The sequence below is a fragment of the Novosphingobium sp. MD-1 genome (assembly GCF_001014975.1).
Taxonomy (GTDB): Bacteria; Pseudomonadota; Alphaproteobacteria; order Sphingomonadales; family Sphingomonadaceae; genus Novosphingobium.
The window spans coordinates 180,345-203,330 of the sequence record NZ_BBXA01000033.1 but is presented as its reverse complement, the minus strand read 5'-3'; the positions used below and the strand labels follow the sequence as shown (position 1 = coordinate 203,330).

Sequence of the window (22,986 nt, the reverse complement as noted above, 5' to 3'; positions counted from 1 at the left end):
ACATCGATTATGCAGAACGCATCGGCGTATATTCATAAATAGAAGCCGATATTTCTTGGATGATAAAATACACGGCACCAGAACGACATCAATTTGCGTTCTATCGCTCTGTAGTTACTTATTTGTCCTATTAACTATTTCATGGCTGTACAACCTTGTCAAGCGCATCTACAATCATGTCTTGTTCGTCTATATTTATAGATAGACGTTATGGGGATTGCGTGTGCCAGTCGCCGCGCCTGCGGCGTTTGGTGCTGCCGGAAGGGCATTCATGGTTCGAGCGTCGGTCAGTCAGTCGGTAGAGCGTACGGTGCAGATCCTCGCCCTGTTCGAGGCCGAGCGTCGTCCGCTCCCCCGTCTCTTCATCGCCGATGCGCTCGACATGCCGCGCTCGAGCGTCGCGGCCCTGCTGCAGGGATTGACCGAACTCGACATCCTGCTGCTCGACCGGCGCACACAGACCTATTTCCCGACCGCCCGGCTTGGCCGGCTGGCGGGCTGGATCGACCAGCTGTTCAGTGTCGATCCCCAGGTCTTGGCGCTCGCCAAGCAATTGCAGCAGGCGACGCTTGAAACGGTGACGCTGGCCACGCCGCTCAATCAGGCGCTGGAGGTAATCGATGTCGAACTCGGCCTTCATCCGGTCTCCTACATCGCAACCGTCGGCCAGGTCGTGCCGCTCTGGGCATCGGCTGTCGGCTACGCCTGCCTGTCGATGGAGAGCGACAAGACGATCGCCGAGATGCACCGGCGTTCTGCCCCTGGCGATACGGCCGCGCCGTCACCCGCCGCGCTGGCGACGATCATGGACGCGGTGCGCAAGACGCGAGCAGACGGTTATGCGCTGTATATCGGCAGCGTCGCATCCGACGCGGCCACAATCGCCGCACCCTTGCCTGTGCCGGAAGGCGCGCGGGCGCTGGCCGTTGCCATTTCCGGGCCAACCAGCCGCATCGTCGCCAACGAGCGAGAACTCGCCCGGGAGATGAAGCGCGCCATCGAATCTCTGAATACGTCACATCGTTAGAAGGACAGCACCATGACCAATCCGATCTCCATGGCGGATATGCGGTTCGGGAATTTCATTCCCCCCATTCACGTCCGCCCCGAAAATCCCACGCTGTTGCTCGACCGCGACATGCAGGTCATCCAGCATCTCGACACCCTCGGCTACGATGAATCGTGGATCGGCGAGCACCATTCGGGCGGTGGTGAACTGATCTCGTCGCCCGAACTGATCATTGCGGTGATGGCCGAGCGAACGAAGTCGATCAAGCTGGGCACCGGCGTCAATTCGCTGCCCTATCACCACCCGCTGATTCTCGCTGACCGCTGGATGCAGCTCCATCATATGACCCGCGGCCGCGCCATGTTCGGTTCGGGGCCAGGGTCGCTGCCGTCCGACGCCAAAGCGATGGGCATTCCCGTGGCCAAGCAGCGCGATCGGATGGAAGAGGCGCTGGCCTGCGTCGCGAAGCTGATGCGCGGCGAAACCGTCAGCTACAAGTGCGAATGGTTCGAACTGGTCGAGGCGAGCCTGCAGCTTCGTCCCTATCATAACATCCCGGTCGAAATGACGACCGCCTGCGTCGTTTCACCCTCCGGGCCGATGGCGGCGGGGCGCAACGGCACGGCGATGATGACGCTGAGCGCCACCGCACCGGCCGCGCTCAAGGCCGCCTCGGCCAACTGGCAGGTCGCCTGCGATATCGCCGAGGCCAATGGCCATGTGATGGACCGGCGCGGCTGGCGCATGGTTGGCCTGTGCCACATCGCCGAGACCAAGGATCAGGCGATGAAGGACATTGAATATGGCATGATGGACTGGATCAACTATTTCAGCACGATCGGCACCTTGCCGATGGTGCCCGAGGAGGGGAAGGACGATCCGATCGGCTACATGATCGAGAACGGCCTTGCCGTGATCGGCACACCGGACGAGGCGGTGAAGCAGATCGAGCGCATCTGGGAGGCCTCGGGCGGTTTCGGCTGCTACTTGATCGCCGACACCAACTGGGCTCCGTTCGATGCGAAGCTCAAGTCCTATGATCTTTTCGCACGCTATGCGATGCCCGAGATCAAGGGCATGAACAAGGGGCGCGACATTTCGCACGACCGCATTGTCAGCCAGCATGCACAGTTCGTGGCCGACCAGCGCAAGGCCATGGATGCCCAGTTCGCCAAACTGGAGAAGGTGAAGGCGGACATCGCGAACCAGCCGAAATAGGCGGCGTTCGTACCCGCAGCCGGCGCAGCGGATGCTGCGTCGGGAACCGCGAGGATCGTAGGCCGGAAGCATGGGCCGGCCGGGCAGGCGAAGTGTGTCTCCGCCTCGCGCGACGACAGCTTTGGTCCACTCGAGCCTGCTGCGCCGCGGTCAGCTTCCGGCATTGGCGAGCAGCGTGCATCGGGACGATTTCAACAGGAGTATCTATCGTGGAACATCGGCAACTGGGACGAGCGGGGCCGCAGGTGCCCGTGCTGAGCTTCGGCACGGCGACCTTCGGCGGGCTCGGCGATTTCTATCGGCAATGGGGCGCCACCGACGTCGCGCAGGCGCGTCGGCTGATCGACATCTGCATCGAGGCAGGCGCCAATTTCTTTGATACCGCCGACAGCTATTCCCAGGGCCTGTCCGAGGAGATATTGGGGCAGGCCCTGGCAGGGCGGCGGAACGCGGCGATCATCTCGTCCAAGATGGCGTTGCCGATGGGGGACGGGCCTGACGATTTCGGCACCTCGCGAAAGCGCGTTGTCGAAAGCTGCGAGGCCAGCCTGAAGCGGCTTGGCACCGATCATATCGACCTCTATTTCATGCACAGCTTCGATGCCATGACGCCGGTTGAAGAGACGCTGCGGGGGATCGAGGACCTCGTCACCAGCGGCAAGATCGGCCATGCCGGCGTTTCCAATTTTTCCGGGTGGCAGGTGATGAAGGCGCTTGCCGCCGCCGACCGCGAACAGCTCGGCCGCTATGTCGCCTATCAGGGGTATTATTCGCTGATCGGGCGCGAATACGAGTGGGACCTGATGCCCCTGGCGGTAGATCAGGGCATCGGCCTGATGGCCTGGAGCCCGCTTGGCTGGGGGCGGCTTACCGGCCGCATCCGGCGCGGCGAACAGGCAACGTCCGGCAGGATCGCGGAAGGGCGGGGCGCCTATGGGCCGCCGATCGACGACGAGCACGTCTACGACGTGGTCGACGAGTTGGACCGGATCGCGGAAGAAACGGGGAAAAGCGTCTCCCAGGTGGCTCTCAACTGGCTGCTCTGTCGTCCCACGGTGGCGAACGTTGTCGTGGGCGCCCGGACCGAGCAGCAACTGCGCGAGAACCTGGGAGCGACTGGCTGGCGGCTATCCGACGAGCAGATCGGCAGGCTGGATGCTGTCAGCCATCGCGAGCCGATCTATCCTTATTGGCACCAGCGGCACTTCCCCCAATTGACGCCCCAGCCAACGCCCTGGTGATCGGCGAGAGCGCCTGGCGACGATTCACCAGGCGTGGGGATGGCACCGCTCTATCGCTGACGGCGGGGTGGCTGCCTGTCGCTAGTTCATTTCCGGCCCGGCCACGGCCTGCGCGATGGCCTGATACCCGTTTCCCAGCCATTGCACCGGGGGCAGGATCAGGCGATCGACAATGTGCAGGTTCGGCGCGATCTGCGGCAGCACGAACAGCAGCAGGATCATGATGGGCAGTCCGTAAGGCCGCATCCGCGCATAGGCCATGGCCGCGCGATCGGGCAGCAGTCCCTCGACGATATGGGAGCCATCGAAGGGCGGCACCGGCAGCAGGTTGAACACCGCCAGGAAGATGTTCAGCGCGATGAAGTTCTGGAGATTGGCGGCGAGGAACAACAAGGCCGTTCCAGGTTGCGCCGCATCCGTGGTGAAACGGGCGAGCAGGCCAAGGCCGATCGCCCCCAGCAAGGCGAGCACGAGATTGGTGCCGGGGCCTGCCGCCGCCACGATCATCATGTCACGGCGCGGATCACGCAGCCGGCGGGCATCGACCGGCACCGGCTTGGCCCAGCCGAACACCGGCGCCTTGATCAGCGCCAGAAAGCCCGGAAGAATCACCGTGCCCATGGGATCGACATGGCGCAGGGGATTGAGGCTCAGCCGGCGCTGTTCGCGCGCGGTCGGGTCGCCCAGCAGACCGGCGACCCAGCCGTGCGCCACTTCGTGAAACACGATAGCCAGCACCAGCGGCACGATCAGTGTCGCCGCTTGCCACATCGTATCGCTCATGGATGCAAAGCCTCGCTGAAATGGCGCCGGCAGAGCGCGACATAGCGATCGTTCCCGCCGATCTCGGTTTGCGCGCCGGCCCTGACCGCCGCGCCGTCGCTGTCGACGCGCAGGTTCATCGTGGCCTTGCGACCGCAATGGCAGACGGCCTTCAGTTCGACCAGCGCATCGGCAATGCCCAGCAGCGCGGCCGAACCGGGGAACAGCTCGCCCCGGAAATCGGTGCGCAGGCCATAGCAGAGAACGGGGATACCGGCCTCGTCCGCCACGCGCGCCAGCTGCCACACTTGCGGCCCGGAAAGGAACTGCGCTTCGTCGATCAGCACGCACGACAGCGGCTGCACCGCGTGGGCGGCGGTCACGCGCGCCCACAGGTCGGTGCCCTCGTCGAACAGGTGCGCGTCCGCCTCCAGCCCGATGCGGCTGGCGATCGGCTTGCGCTGCCAGCGATCATCCACCGCCGCCGTCCACAACATGGTCGCCATGCCGCGTTCGCGGTAGTTGAAATCGGCCTGCAGCAGCGTGGTCGATTTCCCCGCGTTCATGCTGGCGTAGTAGAAATAGAGCTTGGCCATGCGTGGCGGCGATCAGCCGGCGTCGTCTTCGGGATCGCCGTCCAGATCGCGGGTTACGCGCGGGTCGGCCAGCAGCGCATCGATCCGGCTCGCCTCTTCGAAGCTTTCGTCGGGCAGGAACTTGATCTTTGCCGCGTACTTGAGCTTCAGGCGGCTCGCCACTTCCTTCTGGAAGAAAGCCGTATTGGTACGCAGCGCCTTGATGACGTCCGCCTCGTCCGTTCCGAGCAGCGATTTCACGAAGACGGTGGCGTGGCGCAGGTCGGGCGACATGCGGACTTCGGTGACCGAGACGGTATGCGCGGTCAGCACGTCGTCATGCACCTGCTGGCGCGTGAGCAGTTCGGACAGGATGTGCCGGACCTGTTCGCCCACCTTGAGAAGCCGGACGCTGCGGGTTTCGGGCGTGGAAGTGTTCAAGCGTGCCAAGGCGGTGTCTGTCTTTCAATCCATCTTCGCCGGGATGCGGGCCAGTGAACGCGCGTTGCGTGCCGTTCCCCGGCATCCCGGCCGTTTTCCATGAAGGCGCCGACGAACGAGGTGTCCGTCATGCCATCGACGGTTCCGATATAGAGAGAGCGGCCGCTTATTGCGAGCCCTTCGGCGCGCCGTGCCACACGCCCGTTTCCGCGGTGCCCGGCGTTTGTAACAAACGGAGAAATTTCTGCGACATTTTCTGACGGTTGGTGACGGACCTTGTCGCAGGGGCTGAGCGTTTCTTCCGCAACCACGCAGGAGACCGCATCATGAAGAAGATTGTTTTCACCGCTATCGCCCTGGCCATGGTCCTTCCGGCAGCGACGCCCGCTCTGGCCGATCCGCCCCGTCATCAAAATGGCCGGCATGACAACGATCGGCGCGATTTCCGCCATGACGACCACCGCGCGGGACCGGGCTATTCGCGGTATCAGCCCAATCCGTTCCGCAAGGGGCAGCGTTTTGAACAGCGCCGCGCGCCGAACTACCGCGTGATCGATTATCGCCGCTATCACCGCCTGCACGCGCCGCCGCGCGGCTATCGCTGGGTCCAGTCGGGCGGGGATGCCCTGCTGGTCGGCATCGCGACCGGCGTCATCGCCTCGGTGGTGGCAGGTACGTTCAACTGAAGATTGCCGCCCGTCACGTTTCGGAAATGGGTAGCTTTGATCGCTTTTTGCGATGAAAGTTACCCAATAAATCAATTTTGCGATTTTGGTGTTCCGCGAGACAGTTTCCCCAGGCACGCAACAGGGGAACTGGATCGCGCAGGGTTAAGCCCTGCGCGGACGCCTGAAAGGAAACAGGGCAAGCATCGGCACCGACGCGCGGGGGTGTTCCCGCGCGGCAGGTCGCCTATACCTTGCTCACGCGTTTTCCACCTCCTGTCCGCCGTGCCTCTCGGGTTGCATGAGAGAGGAGACGAGGACATGCGACGTACTTCGATTTCGATGATCGCCATGCTGGCGGTGGCCGTCACGCCGATGGCAGGGGTGGCCCATGCCGAAGATGCGGCGGTGCTGAACAAACCGACCGCCAACAAGGATTGGTGGCCGCAGCTTCTCGATCTGCGGCCGCTGCGCCAGCATGCCGATGCGGCGAACCCCTATGGCGCGGATTTCGACTATGCGAAGGAATTCGCCACGCTCGATATCGCCGCCGTGAAGAAGGATATCGACAAGGCGCTGACCACGTCGCAACCGTGGTGGCCGGCCGACTACGGCAATTACGGGCCGTTCTTCATCCGCATGGCCTGGCACAGTGCCGGCACCTATCGCACGATCGACGGCCGTGGCGGCGGCGGGGGCGGAGAACAGCGGTTCGAACCCCTCAACTCCTGGCCCGACAACGTCAGCCTCGATAAGGCGCGCCGCCTGCTGTGGCCGATCAAGCAGAAGTATGGCCGGAAGATATCGTGGGGCGATCTCATGGTTCTGGCGGGCAACGTCGCGCTGGAGAACATGGGCTTCAAGACCATCGGCTTCGGCGGTGGCCGCGTGGATTCGTGGGAGCCGGACCTGGTGTACTGGGGATCGGAAAAGAAGTGGCTCGGCAGTTCCGAACGCTTTTCAGGCGGCCGCAAGCTCAACGGGCCGCTTGCCGCCACGCAGATGGGCCTCATTTATGTGAACCCTGAAGGGCCGAACGGTAATCCGGACCCGATCGCCGCCGCCGCCGACATCCGCGAGGCATTCGGCCGGATGGCGATGAATGACGAGGAAATCGTCGCGCTGATTGCGGGCGGCCACACCTTCGGCAAGGCTCACGGGGCACATGCTCCTGACAAGTGCGTCGGCGCCGATCCGTCCGCCGCGCCGATCGAGCAGCAGGGGCTGGGCTGGGCCAACACGTGCGGCAAGGGTAATGCGGAGGATACCGTCTCCAGCGGCCTGGAGGGCGCGTGGTCGGCCAATCCGATTGCGTTCACCACGCAGTACCTCGACAACCTGTTCGCGTTCGACTGGGTGCAGACCAAGAGCCCGGCCGGCGCGACCCAGTGGATACCCAGCGACAAGAACGCCGCGAATCTTGTGCCCGACGCGCATCTGCCCGATGTGCGCCACGCGCCCATCATGTTCACGACCGACCTTTCGCTGAAACAGGACCCGGCGTTCCGCGCCATCGCGCTGCGCTTCCAGAAGAACCCGCAGGAGTTTGCGGACGCCTTCGCCCGTGCCTGGTTCAAGCTGACCCACCGCGACATGGGGCCGCGCGCCCGCTATCTGGGCAACGACGTGCCGAAGCAGGCCTTCACCTGGCAGGACCCGCTGCCTGTGGCGGACTATGCGATGATCAATGGGCAGGATGAAGCGCAGCTCAAGTCCAGGATCCTCGCGTCCGGCCTGACCGGACCCGAACTGATCCGCACGGCCTGGGCTTCGGCCTCGACGTTCCGGGGTACGGACATGCGCGGGGGTGCCAACGGCGCGCGCATCCGTCTTGCCCCGCAGAAGGACTGGGCCGCGAACAACCCGGCCGAACTGGCGAAGGTGCTGGCGGCGCTGGGCAAGGTGCAGGCCGATTTCAACAAGGCGGCGCCGGGAGGACGCAAGGTGTCGCTGGCCGATCTGATCGTGCTGGGCGGCAGCGCGGCGGTGGAGCAGGCGGCCGGGAAGGCGGGATATGCCGTTGCCGTGCCGTTCAGGGCCGGACGGGTCGACGCCACGCAGGCGCAGACCGATGCGGCCTCGTTCGCGGTGCTGGAGCCGAAGGCCGACGGGTTCCGCAACTACTACGATCGGGCGGCTTATCTGGCGCCGGCGGAAGCGCTGGTGGACAAGGCCAACACGCTGGGCCTGACCGTGCCGGAAATGACGGTGCTGCTGGGTGGCTTGCGTGTGCTGGATGCCAATGCCGCGGGATCGCGCAACGGCGTGTTCACCACCCGTCCCGGCCAGCTGACCAACGACTTCTTCGTGAACCTGCTCGATATGGGCACGGTCTGGTCGAAGTCGGCCGCCGATGTGGGCCTCTATGAAGGCAAGGACCGCACGAGCGGGCAGGTGAAGTGGAAGGCGACGCCGGTGGACCTGATCTTCGGGTCCAATTCGGAACTGCGGGCGGTGTCCGAGGCCTATGCTTCCGATGACGCGCGCGAACAGTTCGTCAAGGACTTCGCCGCCGCGTGGGCCAAGGTGATGAACGCCGACCGGTTCTGACGGCAAGCGCGATCACATGCGGAAAGGCCGCGCTTCCGGTGCGAAGCGCGGCCTTTCTGTCATTCGTCGAACCCCACGAAAGTTGCCGCCTCGGCCACCGACTTGCGCTTCGAGACCACGGCGTTGGCGGGGAAGCTCTCGTCCGGCCAGCCCATCGCCACGCAGATCATGATGACCTGATCGTCGGCGATCTTCGCGTGTTCGCGCACGACCGGGCTTTGCATGATGCCCTGGCTGTTGATCACGCAGCCCAGTCCGCGCGACCAAGCCGCGTTGACCAGCGCCGTCGTTACCGCGCCGCAATCGAACGGGGCGATATCCCCGCCGAATAGCGCGCGGTCATACGTAACGACGATGGACACCGGCGCGTCGAACTGGCGGAAGCCGCGCAGCACCCAGTCCAGCCGCTTTTCCTTGTCCTCGCGCGCGATACCCATGGCGCCGAACAGTTGCTTGGCGATTTCCACCTGCCGTTCGCGGTGCGCGCCTTCATAAACCTCGAACTTGCGGAACTCCCGGCTTTCGGGAACGCCTTCCAGATTGCGGCGGGTGTTTTCCGCGCGGATGCGGTCGAGCGGGGCGCCGGTCACGACCGTGAAATTCCACGGTTGCGTGTTGAGCGAGGAGGGCGCGCGGATCGCCAGCGCCAGGATTTCCTCGATCAGTTCGCGCGGAACCGGTTTCTTCTGAAAGCCGCGAATGCTGCGGCGGCCATAGACGACCTCGTCGTAGCCAGGCCCGTTAAGTGTTGTCACTGTCCTCTCCCACCGACCGTTTAACCGCATGATTAAACGGTCGGTGGCGGAGAGCAAGAGAGAGGATCAGGCGGCCTTGCGCTTTTCGAGGTCGAGGCGGCCCCAGATTTCGACGAGCGCAGCGGTCAGGTCTTGCATCATCGCTTCGGTGTGCGCCGGCCCGGGGGTGAAGCGCAGGCGTTCGGTGCCGCGCGGCACGGTCGGGAAATTGATCGGCTGCACATAGACGCCGTATTCGGCGAGCAGGATGTCGCTGACCTTCTTCGCGCGCACCGGATCGCCGACCATCAGCGGAACGATGTGCGTGGAGGACGGCATGACCGGAAGACCGGCTTCGGCGAACAGGCGCTTGAGCGTGGCGGCCGACGCCTGCTGCGCCTCGCGCTCGACGCTCGACGCCTTGAGATGCCGCACCGCCGCCAGCACGCCGGCGACCAGCACCGGGGAGAGCGAGGTGGTGAAGATGAAGCCCGGCGCGTAGGAACGGATCACGTCGATGATCCGCGTATCGGCCGCGATATAGCCACCCATCACGCCGAAGGCCTTGCCCAGTGTGCCCTCGATGATGTCGATCCGGCTGGCCGCCTCGTCCCGCTCCGAAATGCCGCCGCCGCGTGCGCCATACATGCCCACGGCGTGGACTTCGTCGATGTAGGTGAGGGCGTTGTACTTTTCGGCAAGGTCGCAGATCGCGTGGATCGGCGCGATGTCGGCGTCCATCGAATAGACGCTTTCGAACGCGATCAGCTTGGGCAGCGCCGGATCGGTTTCGGCGAGCAGTTCTTCAAGGTGCTCGACGTCATTGTGACGGAACACCTTCTTCTCGCAGCCCGAATTGCGGATGCCCGCGATCATGCTGGCGTGGTTCAGCTCGTCCGAGAAGATCACGCAGCCCGGCAGGATTTTGGCGAGCGTGGACAGCGTGGCATCGTTCGAGACATAGCCCGAGGTGAACAGCAGCGCGCCGTCCTTGCCGTGCAGGTCGGCCAGTTCGCGCTCCAGCTCGATGTGGTAGTGCGTGTTGCCGCCGATGTTGCGCGTGCCGCCGGAACCGGCGCCCACGTCATGCAGCGCTTCTTCCATCGCCGCGATCACCTTGGGATGCTGGCCCATGGCGAGATAGTCGTTGGAACACCACACCGTGATCGGCTTCGGGCCGTTGTGGCCGGCAAAGCAGCGGGCGTTGGGGTAAGCGCCCTTGTTACGGAGGATGTCGATGAAAACCCGGTAGCGGCCTTCGGAATGCAGACGGTCGATCGCCTGGTCGAAAACTTGATCGTAATTCACCCCGCCGCTCCTTGTGTCAGGCTCGAAAATGCCGGGCCATCGGCGAATGGCGCGGCTTGTACGCTTGTTGTTTGTGCTTGGCCAGCCGGTTTTCGCGCCTGCACCCGTGCGGGATCGCCGAAGCCGATATGGAAGGCACCGTCATTGCGCTGGCGCAAAAGCCAGTCGCGATCATGCTGAAAAGCGATGGTCAGGCCCGGCGTGCGCGCCTGCAGCGTGCGCAGGCCCTTGATCCAGCCGATCACCGCCCTGCGGTTCTCTGGAGCAAGCCAATCCGCGACAAGTCGCGAACGCCCCCGTGTTTCGGACAGGTTCCGTTCCATCGAGGTCACGTCGCCAGGGAACAGATATTCGCGCCCGCTGGCCAGCGCCACGTAGATCAGTTGCGATCCCGGCGTGTGCCCCGGCATCGGCATGACTGCGACTCCGGGTGCGAGCGCCGTCGCGCCCTGCCGCTCGACCGGCGGCGGCAGGGCTTGTGCGCTCTTGCCCGCGCGGCCAAGCTCCGCCGCTAGCGGGAGATACTGCGTGCGAGGCAGGAACAGCTTCGCCGCGTTGCTGGCCATGCCGCGCGAAGCTGCAAAGCCGCCGATGTGATCGTAGTGTTCGTGCGTGAAGACGATGCGGTCAGCCGAGTCCATCGCGGCCTCGACGCGCTGCTGCGCGGCGGCGTCGTAGTCGGTCATGTCGAGCTTCCCGGCCTGTTCGCGCGTCAGACCGCTGTCGATCAGCACCGTCCCGCCGGGGCCGCGCACGCGGAACGCCGCCGCCGCGATCCCCGCCTTGCCGAAACCGCCGCCCGCAACCAGCAGCGTGGCGGGCGAGGTGCCCTGCGCCACGATTTCAAGATCGATCGCATCCGGGCGCGGCCCTGGCATCGCAGCCGCTGCGTGACGCAGCGCGGCGATGTCGATCGGGCGTTCGGCGATGGGCCCGGTGCGGTTGTCGATCAGCAGCCAGTAGGCCGCGCCCACCACGGCGAGCAACAGGACAGCAGCGATCTTCCATCCCGTGCGCAAGAACCGTCCCCCCCTTTTGAAGCGCGCGCCTAAAGTATAGCAACGCGGCCCAGGCCATAGGCCGCCAGAGCGGGCCGCAGGCGTTCCACATCCTGCCCCCCGCGCGTGAACAGCGCAACGTCGTCCTGCTCGCGGTTCCAGTTCTGCCCTTCAGTCAATGCGGCGACCCGTCGGGCGATGCCGTCCGATCCATCGATGAACCGCACGTCTCCGCCGAAAGCGTGCGCCAGTTCCGGCTGCACCAGCGGGAAATGCGTGCAGGCCAGCACCACCGTATCGATCCTGTCGCCGCCGGGCATGGCGCGCAGCGCGGCGGCGACGCGGGCATAGACCGCCGGATCGACCGGTTTGCCGCGCAATTGCGCTTCGGCCGCCTGCACCAGTTCCGGCGCGCCGTGGCGCAGCAGGGTCTTGCCCGCCGCGAATTCGGCTTCCAGCCGGTCGACGTAGACCTGCCGGATCGTGGCTTCGGTGCCGAGCAGGCCGATCACGCCGGTCCGCGTCATTGCCGCCGCCGGCTTGATCGCCGGCACGGTGCCCACGATCGGCACTTCCAGCACCTCGCGCACCGAAGCGAGCGCGATGGTGGAGGCGGTGTTGCAGGCGATGCAGACAAGGCGCGGGCGAAAGCGTTCGGTCATGCGGCCCAGCAGGCCGGAAACGCGCGCAGCGATCTGCGCCTCGGTCTTGGTGCCATAGGGCAGGCCGGCGTTGTCGGCGGCGTAGATCACCGGCGCATCGGGCAGGAGCGCGCGGATCTTGCGCAGCACCGAAAGCCCGCCCACGCCGGAATCGAACACCAGCAACGGCGCCGAGGCATCGACTTCGGCGGGTCTGGCCGGTTGCCCGGCCCGTATTGTCGTGGCTGTTGCTGTCACGCCTGTCGGGTTTCCTTTGCTGGCTCTGGTCCCTTCTATCGGTTTCCGAACTGAAAAGGAAAGACGCCCCTTTCCGAACCCGCGCGATGAATTGTAAGAGTGCCGTCGTGGATGCCCTGCTCGCCTCGCTCGCCGCCTATGCGCTCGGTTCAATTCCGTTCGGGCTGATTCTCACGCGCCTGGCCGGTGCGGGGGATCTGCGCAGCATCGGTTCGGGCAATATCGGCGCTACCAACGTGCTGCGCACCGGGAACAAGGGGCTGGCGGCGGGCACGCTGCTGCTGGATCTGGCAAAGGGTGCGCTGGCCGTGCTTCTGGCCCGGCACGTCTGGCCCGGCACGGAAGCGCTGGCGGCGTTCTTCGCGGTGATCGGGCACTGCTTCCCGGTGTGGCTGCGGTTCAAGGGTGGCAAGGGCGTGGCCACGATGATGGGCATTTCGCTCGCGCTCGCCTGGCCGATCGGCCTTGCCTATGCGCTGGTGTGGCTGGGCGTGCTGTTCGCCTCGCGCATTTCCTCGCTGGGCGGTATGTGCGCCGCGCTGGCCGCCCCGCTGGCAGCGTTCGCGGCGGGCTATGGGCAGTACGCCCCCGTTCTCGCGGTGCTGGCGGTGATGATCCTGTGGCTTCACCGCGCCAACATCGCCCGGCTGCGCGCGGGCACCGAACCCCGGGTTGGTTCGGGGAGCGGCAGCGCCAAGTGAGCGCGCGCGGCGTGCCCGATCCTGCGCGGCCCGCCGATACCCCGTTCGCCCTTGCGCGTGAGGAGGCTTTCGCTCGAATCCGCCTGCTGCGCACACCGCACATCGGGCCTGCCAGCTACTTTCATCTGCTGCGGCGGTATGGCAGCGCGGTGGCCGCCCTCGAAGCCGTACCCGAACTGGCGGCGCGCGGTGGCGGGCGCGTGGTCCCCACGCCCGAAGAGCGCATCAGCGCGGAGATCGCGCGGGTCCGCCAGCTGGGCGCGCGCTATCTCTTTCACGATTCCCCCGCCTATCCCGCGCTGCTGGCCGCGCTGGACAGCCCGCCGCCGATCTTGACCGTGCGCGGCGACGACGCGCTGTTGCGGCGCCCTTCGGTCGCCATCGTCGGCGCGCGCAATGCCTCGGCCGGCGCGGTCAAGCTGGCGCGCGATTTCGGCGCTGCGCTGGCGGGCGCTGGCTGCGCCGTGATTTCCGGCCTTGCGCGCGGGATCGATGCCGCGGCGCACCGGGGCGCGCTGGCCGCCATGGCCGACGGCGGCGGCACCGTGGGCGTCATCGCCAGCGGGATCGACATCGCCTATCCGCCCGAAAACGCCGCCTTGCAGGACGAGGTGGCGGAAAAGGGCCTGCTGATCGCCGAGATGCCGCCCGGCACCGAACCACTCGCGCGCCATTTTCCGCACCGCAACCGCATCATCGCGGGCCTCGCCACAGGCACGCTGGTGGTGGAGGCCGCGCCGAAGTCCGGCTCGCTGATCACCGCGCGGCTGGCGGGGGAGGCGGGGCGCGAGGTCATGGCCATCCCCGGCTCCCCGCTCGATAGCCGCTCGCACGGCTGCAACCAGCTGATCCGGGACGGCGCGGTGCTGGTGCAATCGCCGGAGGACGTGCTGGAATTGCTGCGGGACTTCGGCGGCGCGCCGCGATCGCTGCTGCGCGAGCCGGAAGCCCTTGCGCCATCCTTCCCGGAGGAGGAAGCGCCCGCCGATATCGAGGCCCTGCTGGGCGCTGCTCCCGTCGCGGTCGACGAGCTCGTCCGGCAGAGCGGCGCATCGCCGGGTGCGGTGCAGATGGCGCTGATCGAGCTGGAAATCGCCGGACGGCTTGTGCGCCATGCCGCCGGCCGCGTTTCGCTGGTGTAAGAGGCAACAAGGGACTGGGGAGAGGTACGATGCAGGATCACCGTTTCGCACGCCGGATGTTCCGCTGGGCGGCGATCTACGGGATCGTGGTGCTCGCGCCGCTCTATCTCGCGCCGCTGCCCGAACGCGGCGCGGAAGTCTCTTTGGGTTTCATCGGGGTGGCGCTGGTGTTCCAGGCGGTGTTCTGGATCATTGGCGGTGATCCGGCGCGCTATCGGGCCTTGATGCCATGCGCGGTGGGGGAAAAGCTGGTGTTTGGCCTGCCGGCGCTGGCGCTGTTCGCGCAGGGGAGGGCCGTGCCGGCCGTGGCCGTGTTCGCGGCGATCGACGTGCTGCTCGGGCTTGGTTTCCTGCTGGCCTGGCGGAAGACGGCCTGATTTTCCGACCGCTGCTCTTACTTTTCGTGAAATCCGCTTGCGTGCGCTCCGTCCCATCGTAATGTTTCGCAACATAAACGGGTCGCGGAAGATTGTCGGGATGGGGGACTATCATGAATTTCCGCAATACGTTTGTGCTTGCCGTTGCGGCGGCAGGCTTCCTGATGACCGCGCCCACCGTTGCCTGGGCGGGAGATGACGCACCGGTAAAGGTACAGGGCAAGGATGCGGTGAAAGGCGCCTCGCAGGTCGCCATTGCCGCGTTCAACGTTGGCTTCATTTTCGAATCGACCGATCAGACCAAGGCCTCGGGCGGCCTGATGGGGGCGTTCGGAGGGGCGACCAAGGCCAAGAGTTCGCTCGTAGGCGTCACCCCGGAAATGATGCAGTCGATCGCCGACGCGGCCTACGCCGATTTCGTCGCAAAGCTGAATGCCGCCGGCCTGACGGTGCAGGACCCGGCCGCCGTTTTTGCGTCGCCGGCCCTGGCCAACCCGCACGGACAGCAGCCGCCGGTCGAAGTCGGCATCCAGCTTGAAAAGGGCAGCAAGGGCAAGGCCACCTACATGAAGCCCACGGTGCTGCCCACGCTGATCCTGCTGCCGGGCGATTTCACCGGTAGCGGCATGTCCAGCATTGGCCTCAACATGTCAGCCGGGCAGGCCAGCGGCGCGCTGTCGAACTACGCCAAGGCGGCCGGCGTACCTGTGCTGGACGTAACCTACCTGATCGACTTTTCCGACCAGAAGCGGCCTGGCGCGTTCAGCTTCGGCGGGCTGGAGGTCAACGCCAACCTTTCCGTCACGCCAGGCTATTCGCGGATGACGGCGCTGGGGCCGAACGGCAAGACCGTAACGGTCACGCTCAACCGGGGCGTGTCGGTGGATGGAGATTTCGTTGACAAGCAGGATGCGTCCAGCAACCTCGACAAGACCACGCAGGCGGCGGCCAACGTCGGTGGCGGGGTAATGGCGGCGATGGGCTTCGGCGGGATGCGCTTCGGCAAGACGCGCAAGTTCGAGTTCACCGCCAAGCCTGGCAATTACGAACAGGGGGCGGCCAAGGCGGCCGCGCTCGCGAACGACCAGATGGTGGGGCAGATCGTCTCTCTGCGCTAGGAATGGAAGGACGGGGTTGCATGGCGGACGGAGAACGGAAAGTCAGCGTAAGCGAGATCTTTTCCGAGTTCGGCGGCACCCTGACCCGCCATGCCCGCCTTTCGCTGCTTGCGGGGCTTGGCATCGTGGCGGTCACCTCGATCGTCGATGTCCTGCTCGGGGATAGCGGGGGGCAGTTTGGCGGTACGATCGCCTCGTTCCTGATCCAGTATCATCTGATGGAGCAGATGCTTGCAGCGGATGGGCTGCTGTCCCCTTCCGTCACGGGCAGACGCTATCTCTCGGTCGTCGGCGCCAGCATTCTCACCACACTGGGCATGATGCTCGGTTTCGCTCTGTTGATCGTTCCGGGCCTGCTGTTGCTGGCGCGCTGGTCGCTGACCTGGCCCTACATCATCGGCCAGGGAATGCGCGCGACCGAAGCGATGGGCGCAAGCTGGCGGCACACCCGCGCCTCGATGGTGTCGATCGCGCTGTTCTATGTGATCTGCCTGGTGTTGCTGGTGGTGCCGCTGGCGGGCGTGGGCGTTGCCCAAGGGCTGGCTTCCGCGCTGTCCGGTCCGTCGATCACCGCAGGAGTCGGAGGGACCATTCTCGGCAACGCGGTGGCCGCGCTGATGGCGGTGGGCGGAACCGCGTTGACGCTCGCGCTCTACCGGCTGCTTGGCCATTCGGACAACCGGCTGGCCGAGGTGTTCGGGTGACGCCTTTGTTCGTGACGATCAAGGCAGTGGGATGATCGGCGCAAGGCAAGGCTTGACGATCGGCGTGCGGCATCGCCACCCTCGCGCGTACACATACGCGTAAGGTCACGATATACCCGCCATGCAGCTTGTCATTGTTGAATCGCCGGCCAAGGCCAAAACCATCGAGAAGTACCTTGGCCCCGGCTACAAGGTTCTCGCCTCCTACGGTCACGTCCGCGACCTGCCCGTGAAGGACGGCTCCGTCCGCCCGGACGAAGACTTCGCGATGGACTGGGAACTTTACGGCGACAAGCAATCGCGCGTGAAGGCGATCACCGATGCCGCGAAGGAAGCCGACCGCCTGATTCTCGCCACCGACCCCGATCGCGAGGGCGAGGCGATTTCCTGGCACGTCCGCGAACTGCTTTCGAAGCGCCGCGCCCTGCCCAAGGAGGTGGAGCGAGTCACCTTCAACGCCATCACCAAGGCCACCGTGACCGAGGCGATGCAGCACCCGCGCGCGCTCGATCAGGACCTGATCGATGCCTATCTGGCCCGCCGCGCGCTGGATTACCTGTTCGGCTTCACGCTCTCGCCCGTGCTGTGGCGCAAGCTGCCGGGCGCCAAGTCCGCCGGCCGCGTACAGTCGGTGGCGCTGCGGCTGATCGTGGAGCGCGAGCGCGAGATCGAATCGTTCCGTGCGCAGGAATACTGGTCGGTCGTCGCGCGGCTGGAGCAGGGCGGCACCGAGTTCCAGGCCCGGCTGGTGCGGTTCGATGGTGAAAAGCTCGATCGCCTGAGCCTGGGCGACGAAGGCGTAGCGATGCGCGCCAAGGCGGCAGTGGAAGGCGCCACGTTCCGCGTCGAGGAGGTCGAGACCAAGCCCGCCCGGCGCAATCCCTATCCGCCGTTCACCACCTCCACACTGCAGCAGGAAGCGGCGCGCAAGCTGGGCTTTTCGGCCAGCCACACCATGCGCGTGGCGCAGACGCTCTACGAAGCCGGCGCGATCACCTATATGCGGACCGACGGCGTGCAGATGGACCCCAGCGCCATCAGCATGGCGCGCAAGGCGATCTCGGACCGCTATGACGGGCATTACCTGCCCGAAAAGCCCCGGCACTACGAAACCAAGGCCAAGAACGCGCAGGAAGCGCACGAGGCGATCCGCCCGACCGACTTTGCCAAGGATCGTTATGGCTCGGGCGATGAGGCGCGGCTCTACGATCTGATCTGGAAGCGCGCGATCGCCAGCCAGATGGCTTCGGCTAGCCTGGAACGCACCACGGTAACGCTGCGCGAGGGCACCGGGCGACACGAATTGCGCGCCACCGGGCAGGTGGTGAAGTTCCCCGGCTTCCTGGCCGTGTACGAGGAAGGGCGCGATCAGAAGCAGGATGCGGAGGACGACGATTCCGGCCTGCTGCCCATGATGAACAAGGGCGATACCCCGGCCAAGCGCGGGGTGGACGCCACCCAGCACTTCACGCAGCCGCCGCCGCGCTATTCGGAAGCCAGCCTTGTCAAGCGGCTGGAGGAACTCGGCATCGGTCGTCCTTCCACGTATGCCGCCACGTTGCAGGTGCTCAAGGACCGCAACTACGTGCGCACCGAGAAGAACCGTTTCTTCGCCGAGGAATCGGGGCGGATGCTGACGGCGTTCCTCGAACGCTTCTTCGATCGCTACGTCGCCTACGATTTCACCGCCGGCATGGAGGACGAACTCGACGACGTTTCCGGCGGCCGCGCGGCATGGAAGCAGGTGCTGGCCGCGTTCTGGCGCGATTTCAAACCGAAGTCCGACGAAGTGATGGAAAAGAAGCCGAGTGAGGTGACTGCCGCGCTCGACGAATTCCTGGAGGACTATCTGTTCCCGCCCAAGGCGGACGGCACCGATCCGCGCCTGTGCCCCAAGTGCGGGGAAGGGCGCCTGTCTTTGCGCGGCGGGCGCTATGGCGCGTTCATCGCCTGCTCGAACTATCCGGAATGCAAGTTCACCCGTAAGTTCGCGCAGCCCGGCGGGGCCGACGGCGAAGGCGGGGACGAGGATGGCGCGCTGGGCAAGGACCCGGCCACCGGTCTGGAGGTGGTGCGCCGGTCGGGCCGGTTCGGCCCCTACATCCAGCTGGGCGAAGGCAAGGAAGCCAAGCGCGCCTCGATCCCCAAGGACATTCCCGAACTCGATCTGGAATGGGCGCTGAAGCTGCTCAGCCTCCCGCGCGAGATCGGGGCGCATCCGGAAAGCGGCAAGCCGATCACGGCCAGCATCGGGCGCTATGGCCCCTATCTGGCGCATGACGGCAAGTATGCGCGGCTGCGCTCGACCGCCGAAGTGTTCGAAACGGGCATGAACGCGGCCGTGGTCAAGCTGGCCGAAGCCGCCAACGGCGCCGCCGCGCGGGGATCGCGCGCGCCGGCCGAACCGCTCAAGATGTTCGGGCCGCACCCGACTTCGGGCGGCGAGATCAAGCTGATGGCGGGGCGCTATGGCCCTTACGTCACCGACGGCACCACCAACGCCACGCTCCCGCGCGACAAGCAGCCCGAAGCGCTGACGCTGGAGGAAGCGATCGCCCTGATCAACGAACGCGCCGCCAAGGGGCCGGCGAAGGGCAAGAAGAAGGCTCCGGCGAAAAAGGCGGCACCGAAGAAAGCGGCGCCCAAGAAGGCGGCTGGCGAGAAGAAAGTCGCGGCAAAGAAGCCCGCGGCGAAGAAGGCCGCTGCCGAATAGGCGGGGCGGGTCCTGGCGCGCCGGTCAATTGATGATCGGCGCGTGGTCCTCCTCCAGCGTGGCCGCCACGTTCGCCTGGACGGTGCCGGGGCGGGCGTTCTGCGCCAGCCAGGTGCGGAAATCGTGCAACTCGGCGGGCTTGATGCGTCCCAGCTTGTAGGCCCGGGCGATGGCCAGTGCGGCCTGATCGTTCCCCTGCCGCGCGGCCTGGATGTACCAGTCGAGCAGATTGTCGTGCAGCGGCATGTACGGATGCCGATCGCCTTCGCTCGCCACGAGAAACTGGCCGCGTTCGGACCCGCGCCTGGCCGCTTCGCGATACCAGTGCGTTTCGCGGCCGAACGTATCGATGCGGTCCCACGCGCGGTTGGGATGCGTGGTGGCGGCGCGGTAGAAATCGCCGAGGAAAAGCGCTGCCTGAGTGCTGCCGGCGTCGGCTGCCTTGACCACGCAGGTTCCGGCCGGTGTTTCCTCTATCGGCCTGCCTTGCGCCAGCATGGCTTCCGAAAGGCCAGCCGTGGGGCAGGCGGCAAAGGCCCGGTCAGCTTGGGCTTTGCTGCCCGCACTGGTGTCTCCGCCGTACTCTGGTGCGCAGGACGTCAACGCGATGCAGGCCATCGCCAAGGGCAGGAGGAACCGGCCCGTCAATGCCCCAGCCTTCGCAGCACGGTGTTGTAGTCGAAGTCGCCGGGGGGCACGGTGCAGGTGCCCGGCCGCATGAACAGACAGAACTTCTGCTTTTCGGGCGCCTTGTGCGGTTGCAGGCACTCCACCTGTCGATAGGACGCGGGCAATTCGGGCGCGGACAGGCGTGGCGCGATGATGACGTTGAAAGCCGGTGCCATGGCCTGCGCCGATGCCGCCGATCGGCGGCCTTCCAGCAGCATGACGGGAACGGAGCGGTTTAGGTAAGTATAGTTGGCCATCGGCAGGTCCGGCTCCTGGAATAGCGCCAGGCCGCAGATGCCGGGAGTGCGGCCGGCCTTGGCCAGCATGGTGTTGGCCGCGCGCCCGTTGCCCCAATAGGCGCTGAACGGCTTGGTCGCGCCGACGACGGCGGAGAGCAGGAACCACAGCACGCAGAGCGCGATGGTGGCGTTGATGCGCTCCGCTACCCGCCAACGCCCCGCCAGTGCCTTCCACAGATCGACGGACCCGATGGCCGCCAGGAATACGCCCAGCGCGATGGCGAGGATGACAAACCGGTATTCCTTGTGTGGGATCAGCGAGTGGCTGGCGATCACGACTAGCGCGATGACCGCCACGAACGGAAAGCGGCGTGCGCCGGTCAGCAGGGAGGGCAGCAGGACGAGCATGGCGATATGCCAGGTCGCGCCGATCTGCGTCACGAACCACCACGGCGGCTGGGTGCCGAACGAGGCGCTGCGGTTTTCGCCCAGGTTGATCGCGAAATTGCGCCACAGCCACAGCAACGGCGGCGCGCCGGCTGCCATGTCGGCGAGCGCGCCAAGGGCGATCGCGACGAGGCTGCCACCGGCGAGCGGCAGAAGCGTGCGGCGCGGATCGCCGCTGACCGCGAGCAGACCGATCAGCGCCAGCGCTGGCGCGTACTGGAAGCGAACGATGAAGGCGAGGCCAAGGAGCAAACCCAGCATCCCGGCAAGCCTCATCGACGGGCGCTCACGCAGCCGCATCGCCAGCCAGAGCGCGGGCACGGTCAGCGTCAGCGCAATTCCGTCGCCCGAAGGCCGTGCCGCGAAGTAGAAGATTTCCACCCATATCGCGCCGACCCATCCGGCGACGATCGCGTGTTGCCGGCTGATCCGTTCGCCCATGGCAAAGAAACTGGCGACCACGCCCAGCGACAGCAGGCCCAGCAGGCCCCGCGTCAGCCACAGATGCAGCATCGTGTCCGGCGCGATCGCGTGGCCGAGCGCGAGCGAAGGGGTGAGCAGCATCGGCACCAGCCAGCCGCGAATGCCTTCGTGGAATTCCCACGCCACGATCCAGTGGCCGGTCAGGCGGCCCCAGGCGGGCTCCAGATACTGCCAGATTTCATCCGGCTGGTGGACAATGGTCTGGCTCGCCATCGCCAGCCGGAACACCAGCGCCACCCCGAGTATGGGCGCCAACGCGCGCCAGGCCGCCGGGATCTTGCGGCCGGTTGTGTCAGTAAAATCGCGTGGCGCGGGCATGATCCGAACAGGCCGATGCTGTTAAGAGGGGCAGCGGGAATGAGGCGCTGGCGTCAGCGATCGGCGGCGTGGCGCGGGGCGATTTCGGGCTGAACGGGCTTGAGGCGGTACAGGCGGAAGTTGCGGGTGCCGATCGCGACCGTGGCGTAGGTTTCGTAGTCGCGGTCCAGCAGCCGCATCAGCAGCGCGCGCGAAGACTGGTTGGCTGGCCGTGACAGCGGCTTGACGCCAACCATCACCACGCTGGGGCGCCGTGCCATGATCCGCCGCATCTCGTCTTCCACATCGATGCCCAGCGAACGGCTTTCCACCGCTCCGGCAAGGTGCGTGGGGAAGATATAGCTCGTGGCAAGGCAGGCGTTGGTGGTCTGGTAGAGCACCGGATCGCCTTCGTTCATGTAGAAGCAGCCGTCGCCCAGCTCAGCCCGGATCAGGCTGGTTGCGTGTTCCACATCGCCAAGCGTGCCATGGTGATAGAACTGGTAGGCGGGGACGACCACGCCGCCGATCGCGCCCAGCCCCAGCATGAACCGCGCATACCACTTCTCGCTGCGGATCTGCCGCCCCAGCGCGGGTGCGGCCAGAATGCACAGGGGGGCCAGCAGAGGCCCGACGTAGTGATCGTACCAGGTGCCGAACGCCAGGAATCCGGCGAACGCCGCCACGCCCCAGGCCCGCAGCACATGCCGCGCGCGCGGATAGGAACCGCCGGTCATCGCCAGATGGCGCGGGGCGTGGAAGATCGCGAGCCAGAACGGGGCGAGGGTGAGCATTTCCTTGGTCAGCCGCCACCAGGCCTCGCCATCGGACTGGCGCGACATGATCGAGAAGAAATTGGCCTGCATGAAGGCGCCGGCATGGCCCATCGCGCCATAGATGCCGAGCGCGAGCGCCGTCGGCGCCAGAGCGGCACCTATCCAGAGCACGGCGGCGGCGCCCAGCTTCTTCCACGACCAGACATCGGCATAGGCGCGGCCGAGCAGCAGCGCGCCGAAGGCCACGCCTTCGAACACCACCGTGTACTTGATCTGCATGGCGATGCCGACCAGCGCCATGATGCCGGCGCCGCGCCAGAGCAGTTGCGGGTCTTCAAGGCGCTTGAGCGTGTCGACCACGGCCCAGGCGGCAAGTGCGACCGGCAGATTGAAGAACACCGGCGCCTGTCCCAGCACGCAGTTGAACACCGGCATGAACAGGATGTAGGCGAACCCGGCCTGCCACGCGCCCGCCCGCGGCGCGATCTCGCGCGAAAGCCGCTCGATCACCATCGCCGTCGCCACCGTGCTGAGCACGCCCGCGAGCTGGTAGGTGACGACGCCGTCGCCGGGGAACAGGTGGAAGAGTTCGAACAGCAGGAACAGGCCGATTGGCTTGCGGTCCCAGATGTCCACATAGGGCACCGCGCCGTGCAGCATCCGGTCTCCGACGAGCAGATAGAACTGTTCGTCGATGTGGATCACCGGATTGCCGATCAGCAGCGCGCGCAGCAGCAGCGTCAGCGTAAGGTAGCTCAACGCCAGCGTCAGCCAGTCCGGCAGGCGGAGCTGCCGCCAAGCGGCGGCGGCCCGGACCGGAAGGGTGGCCGAGAGCAGGGGCGGTGCATCCTGGGTTCGGACCGACGTCGTCCGGACGGCACCGACGCTTTCGACCATTCATTCGCTCCGTTGCTGCTGCA

General features: G+C 65.9%; 21 protein-coding genes. 11 read left to right on the top strand and 10 right to left on the bottom strand.

Features of this window, described 5'->3' with window-relative positions:
• Positions 1-271 precede the first annotated feature (271 nt).
• The 3 genes from NMD1_RS18660 (at position 272) to NMD1_RS18650 (ending at position 3,468) form a co-directional block, all read left to right on the top strand.
• Positions 272-1,027 (top strand): IclR family transcriptional regulator, encoded by a 756-nt coding sequence (locus tag NMD1_RS18660; protein ID WP_125956377.1) that lies wholly within the window; start codon positions 272-274, stop codon positions 1,025-1,027.
• Positions 1,028-1,039: 12 nt separating this feature from the next.
• On the top strand, positions 1,040-2,227 hold the full coding sequence (locus NMD1_RS18655) for an LLM class flavin-dependent oxidoreductase (protein WP_125956375.1): 1,188 nt from the start codon (positions 1,040-1,042) through the stop codon (positions 2,225-2,227).
• A 209-nt stretch (positions 2,228-2,436) separates the two neighbouring features.
• Positions 2,437-3,468: an aldo/keto reductase gene (locus NMD1_RS18650; protein WP_125956372.1), complete on the top strand. Its 1,032-nt coding sequence runs from the start codon at positions 2,437-2,439 to the stop codon at positions 3,466-3,468.
• Between the two features lie 81 nt (positions 3,469-3,549).
• Here NMD1_RS18650 and NMD1_RS18645 read toward each other — a convergent pair whose 3' ends face one another.
• Genes NMD1_RS18645 through rbfA form a run of 3 tightly spaced genes read right to left on the bottom strand, consistent with a single transcriptional unit; the run spans position 3,550 to position 5,255 of the window.
• A complete protein-coding gene (locus NMD1_RS18645; protein WP_124809177.1) occupies positions 3,550-4,251 on the bottom strand; it encodes a site-2 protease family protein in 702 nt (233 codons plus the stop codon).
• Positions 4,248-4,826 carry a thymidine kinase gene (locus tag NMD1_RS18640; protein WP_124809176.1) on the bottom strand — a complete coding sequence of 193 codons (579 nt, stop codon included), beginning with the start codon at positions 4,824-4,826 and terminating at the stop codon, positions 4,248-4,250. Before NMD1_RS18640 ends, NMD1_RS18645 begins: the two co-directional genes overlap by 4 nt.
• Positions 4,827-4,838: 12 nt before the next feature.
• The gene (gene rbfA / locus NMD1_RS18635; RefSeq protein ID WP_125956370.1) at positions 4,839-5,255 is read right to left on the bottom strand and encodes a 30S ribosome-binding factor RbfA; all 417 of its coding nucleotides are present in this window, start codon (positions 5,253-5,255) and stop codon (positions 4,839-4,841) included.
• A gap of 317 nt (positions 5,256-5,572) precedes the next feature.
• Here rbfA and NMD1_RS18630 point away from each other — a divergent pair, with 317 nt between their 5' ends.
• Positions 5,573-5,932, top strand: a complete 360-nt coding sequence (locus NMD1_RS18630; RefSeq protein ID WP_233497820.1) for an RcnB family protein — start codon at positions 5,573-5,575, stop codon at positions 5,930-5,932.
• 300 nt (positions 5,933-6,232) lie between these two features.
• Complete coding sequence (gene katG / locus NMD1_RS18625; protein WP_125956367.1) at positions 6,233-8,461, top strand: catalase/peroxidase HPI; 2,229 nt, start codon at positions 6,233-6,235, stop codon at positions 8,459-8,461.
• A 59-nt stretch (positions 8,462-8,520) separates the two neighbouring features.
• On the opposite strand, the gene NMD1_RS18620 is transcribed toward katG, so the two are convergent.
• From NMD1_RS18620 to murI, 4 genes are all read right to left on the bottom strand, one after another.
• On the bottom strand, positions 8,521-9,216 hold the full coding sequence (locus NMD1_RS18620; protein WP_233497818.1) for a nitroreductase: 696 nt from the start codon (positions 9,214-9,216) through the stop codon (positions 8,521-8,523).
• A 66-nt stretch (positions 9,217-9,282) separates the two neighbouring features.
• Positions 9,283-10,503 (bottom strand): 5-aminolevulinate synthase, encoded by a 1,221-nt coding sequence (hemA, locus tag NMD1_RS18615; RefSeq protein WP_125956362.1) that lies wholly within the window; start codon positions 10,501-10,503, stop codon positions 9,283-9,285.
• Positions 10,500-11,522: an MBL fold metallo-hydrolase gene (locus NMD1_RS18610; protein WP_125956360.1), complete on the bottom strand. Its 1,023-nt coding sequence runs from the start codon at positions 11,520-11,522 to the stop codon at positions 10,500-10,502. Before NMD1_RS18610 ends, hemA begins: the two co-directional genes overlap by 4 nt.
• Positions 11,523-11,551: 29 nt before the next feature.
• Positions 11,552-12,379 carry a glutamate racemase gene (gene murI, locus NMD1_RS18605; RefSeq protein ID WP_125956864.1) on the bottom strand — a complete coding sequence of 276 codons (828 nt, stop codon included), beginning with the start codon at positions 12,377-12,379 and terminating at the stop codon, positions 11,552-11,554.
• Positions 12,380-12,507: 128 nt separating this feature from the next.
• Here murI and plsY point away from each other — a divergent pair, with 128 nt between their 5' ends.
• The 6 genes from plsY to topA all read left to right on the top strand — a co-directional run bounded on the left by plsY (position 12,508) and on the right by topA (position 19,155).
• Positions 12,508-13,101 (top strand): glycerol-3-phosphate 1-O-acyltransferase PlsY, encoded by a 594-nt coding sequence (plsY, locus tag NMD1_RS18600; RefSeq protein WP_223806602.1) that lies wholly within the window; start codon positions 12,508-12,510, stop codon positions 13,099-13,101.
• A complete protein-coding gene (gene dprA, locus NMD1_RS18595; RefSeq protein ID WP_233497814.1) occupies positions 13,098-14,243 on the top strand; it encodes a DNA-processing protein DprA in 1,146 nt (381 codons plus the stop codon). The genes plsY and dprA overlap by 4 nt, the downstream gene beginning before the upstream one ends.
• A gap of 29 nt (positions 14,244-14,272) precedes the next feature.
• Positions 14,273-14,620, top strand: coding sequence for a hypothetical protein (locus NMD1_RS18590; protein ID WP_124809169.1), 348 nt, complete (start codon positions 14,273-14,275; stop codon positions 14,618-14,620).
• 113 nt (positions 14,621-14,733) lie between these two features.
• Positions 14,734-15,738: a hypothetical protein gene (locus NMD1_RS18585; protein ID WP_233497812.1), complete on the top strand. Its 1,005-nt coding sequence runs from the start codon at positions 14,734-14,736 to the stop codon at positions 15,736-15,738.
• A gap of 20 nt (positions 15,739-15,758) precedes the next feature.
• On the top strand, positions 15,759-16,442 hold the full coding sequence (locus NMD1_RS18580; protein ID WP_158454011.1) for a glycerophosphoryl diester phosphodiesterase membrane domain-containing protein: 684 nt from the start codon (positions 15,759-15,761) through the stop codon (positions 16,440-16,442).
• A 121-nt stretch (positions 16,443-16,563) separates the two neighbouring features.
• Positions 16,564-19,155, top strand: coding sequence for a type I DNA topoisomerase (topA, locus tag NMD1_RS18575; RefSeq protein ID WP_125956356.1), 2,592 nt, complete (start codon positions 16,564-16,566; stop codon positions 19,153-19,155).
• Positions 19,156-19,179: 24 nt separating this feature from the next.
• Here topA and NMD1_RS18570 read toward each other — a convergent pair whose 3' ends face one another.
• The 3 genes from NMD1_RS18570 to NMD1_RS18560 are packed head-to-tail and all read right to left on the bottom strand — an operon-like array spanning position 19,180 to position 22,963.
• Complete coding sequence (locus NMD1_RS18570; protein ID WP_125956353.1) at positions 19,180-19,803, bottom strand: hypothetical protein; 624 nt, start codon at positions 19,801-19,803, stop codon at positions 19,180-19,182.
• Positions 19,800-21,311 carry a mannosyltransferase gene (locus NMD1_RS18565; protein ID WP_125956351.1) on the bottom strand — a complete coding sequence of 504 codons (1,512 nt, stop codon included), beginning with the start codon at positions 21,309-21,311 and terminating at the stop codon, positions 19,800-19,802. The genes NMD1_RS18570 and NMD1_RS18565 overlap by 4 nt, the downstream gene beginning before the upstream one ends.
• 53 nt (positions 21,312-21,364) lie before the next feature.
• Complete coding sequence (locus NMD1_RS18560) at positions 21,365-22,963, bottom strand: glycosyltransferase family 39 protein (protein ID WP_125956349.1); 1,599 nt, start codon at positions 22,961-22,963, stop codon at positions 21,365-21,367.
• Positions 22,964-22,986 lie beyond the last annotated feature (23 nt).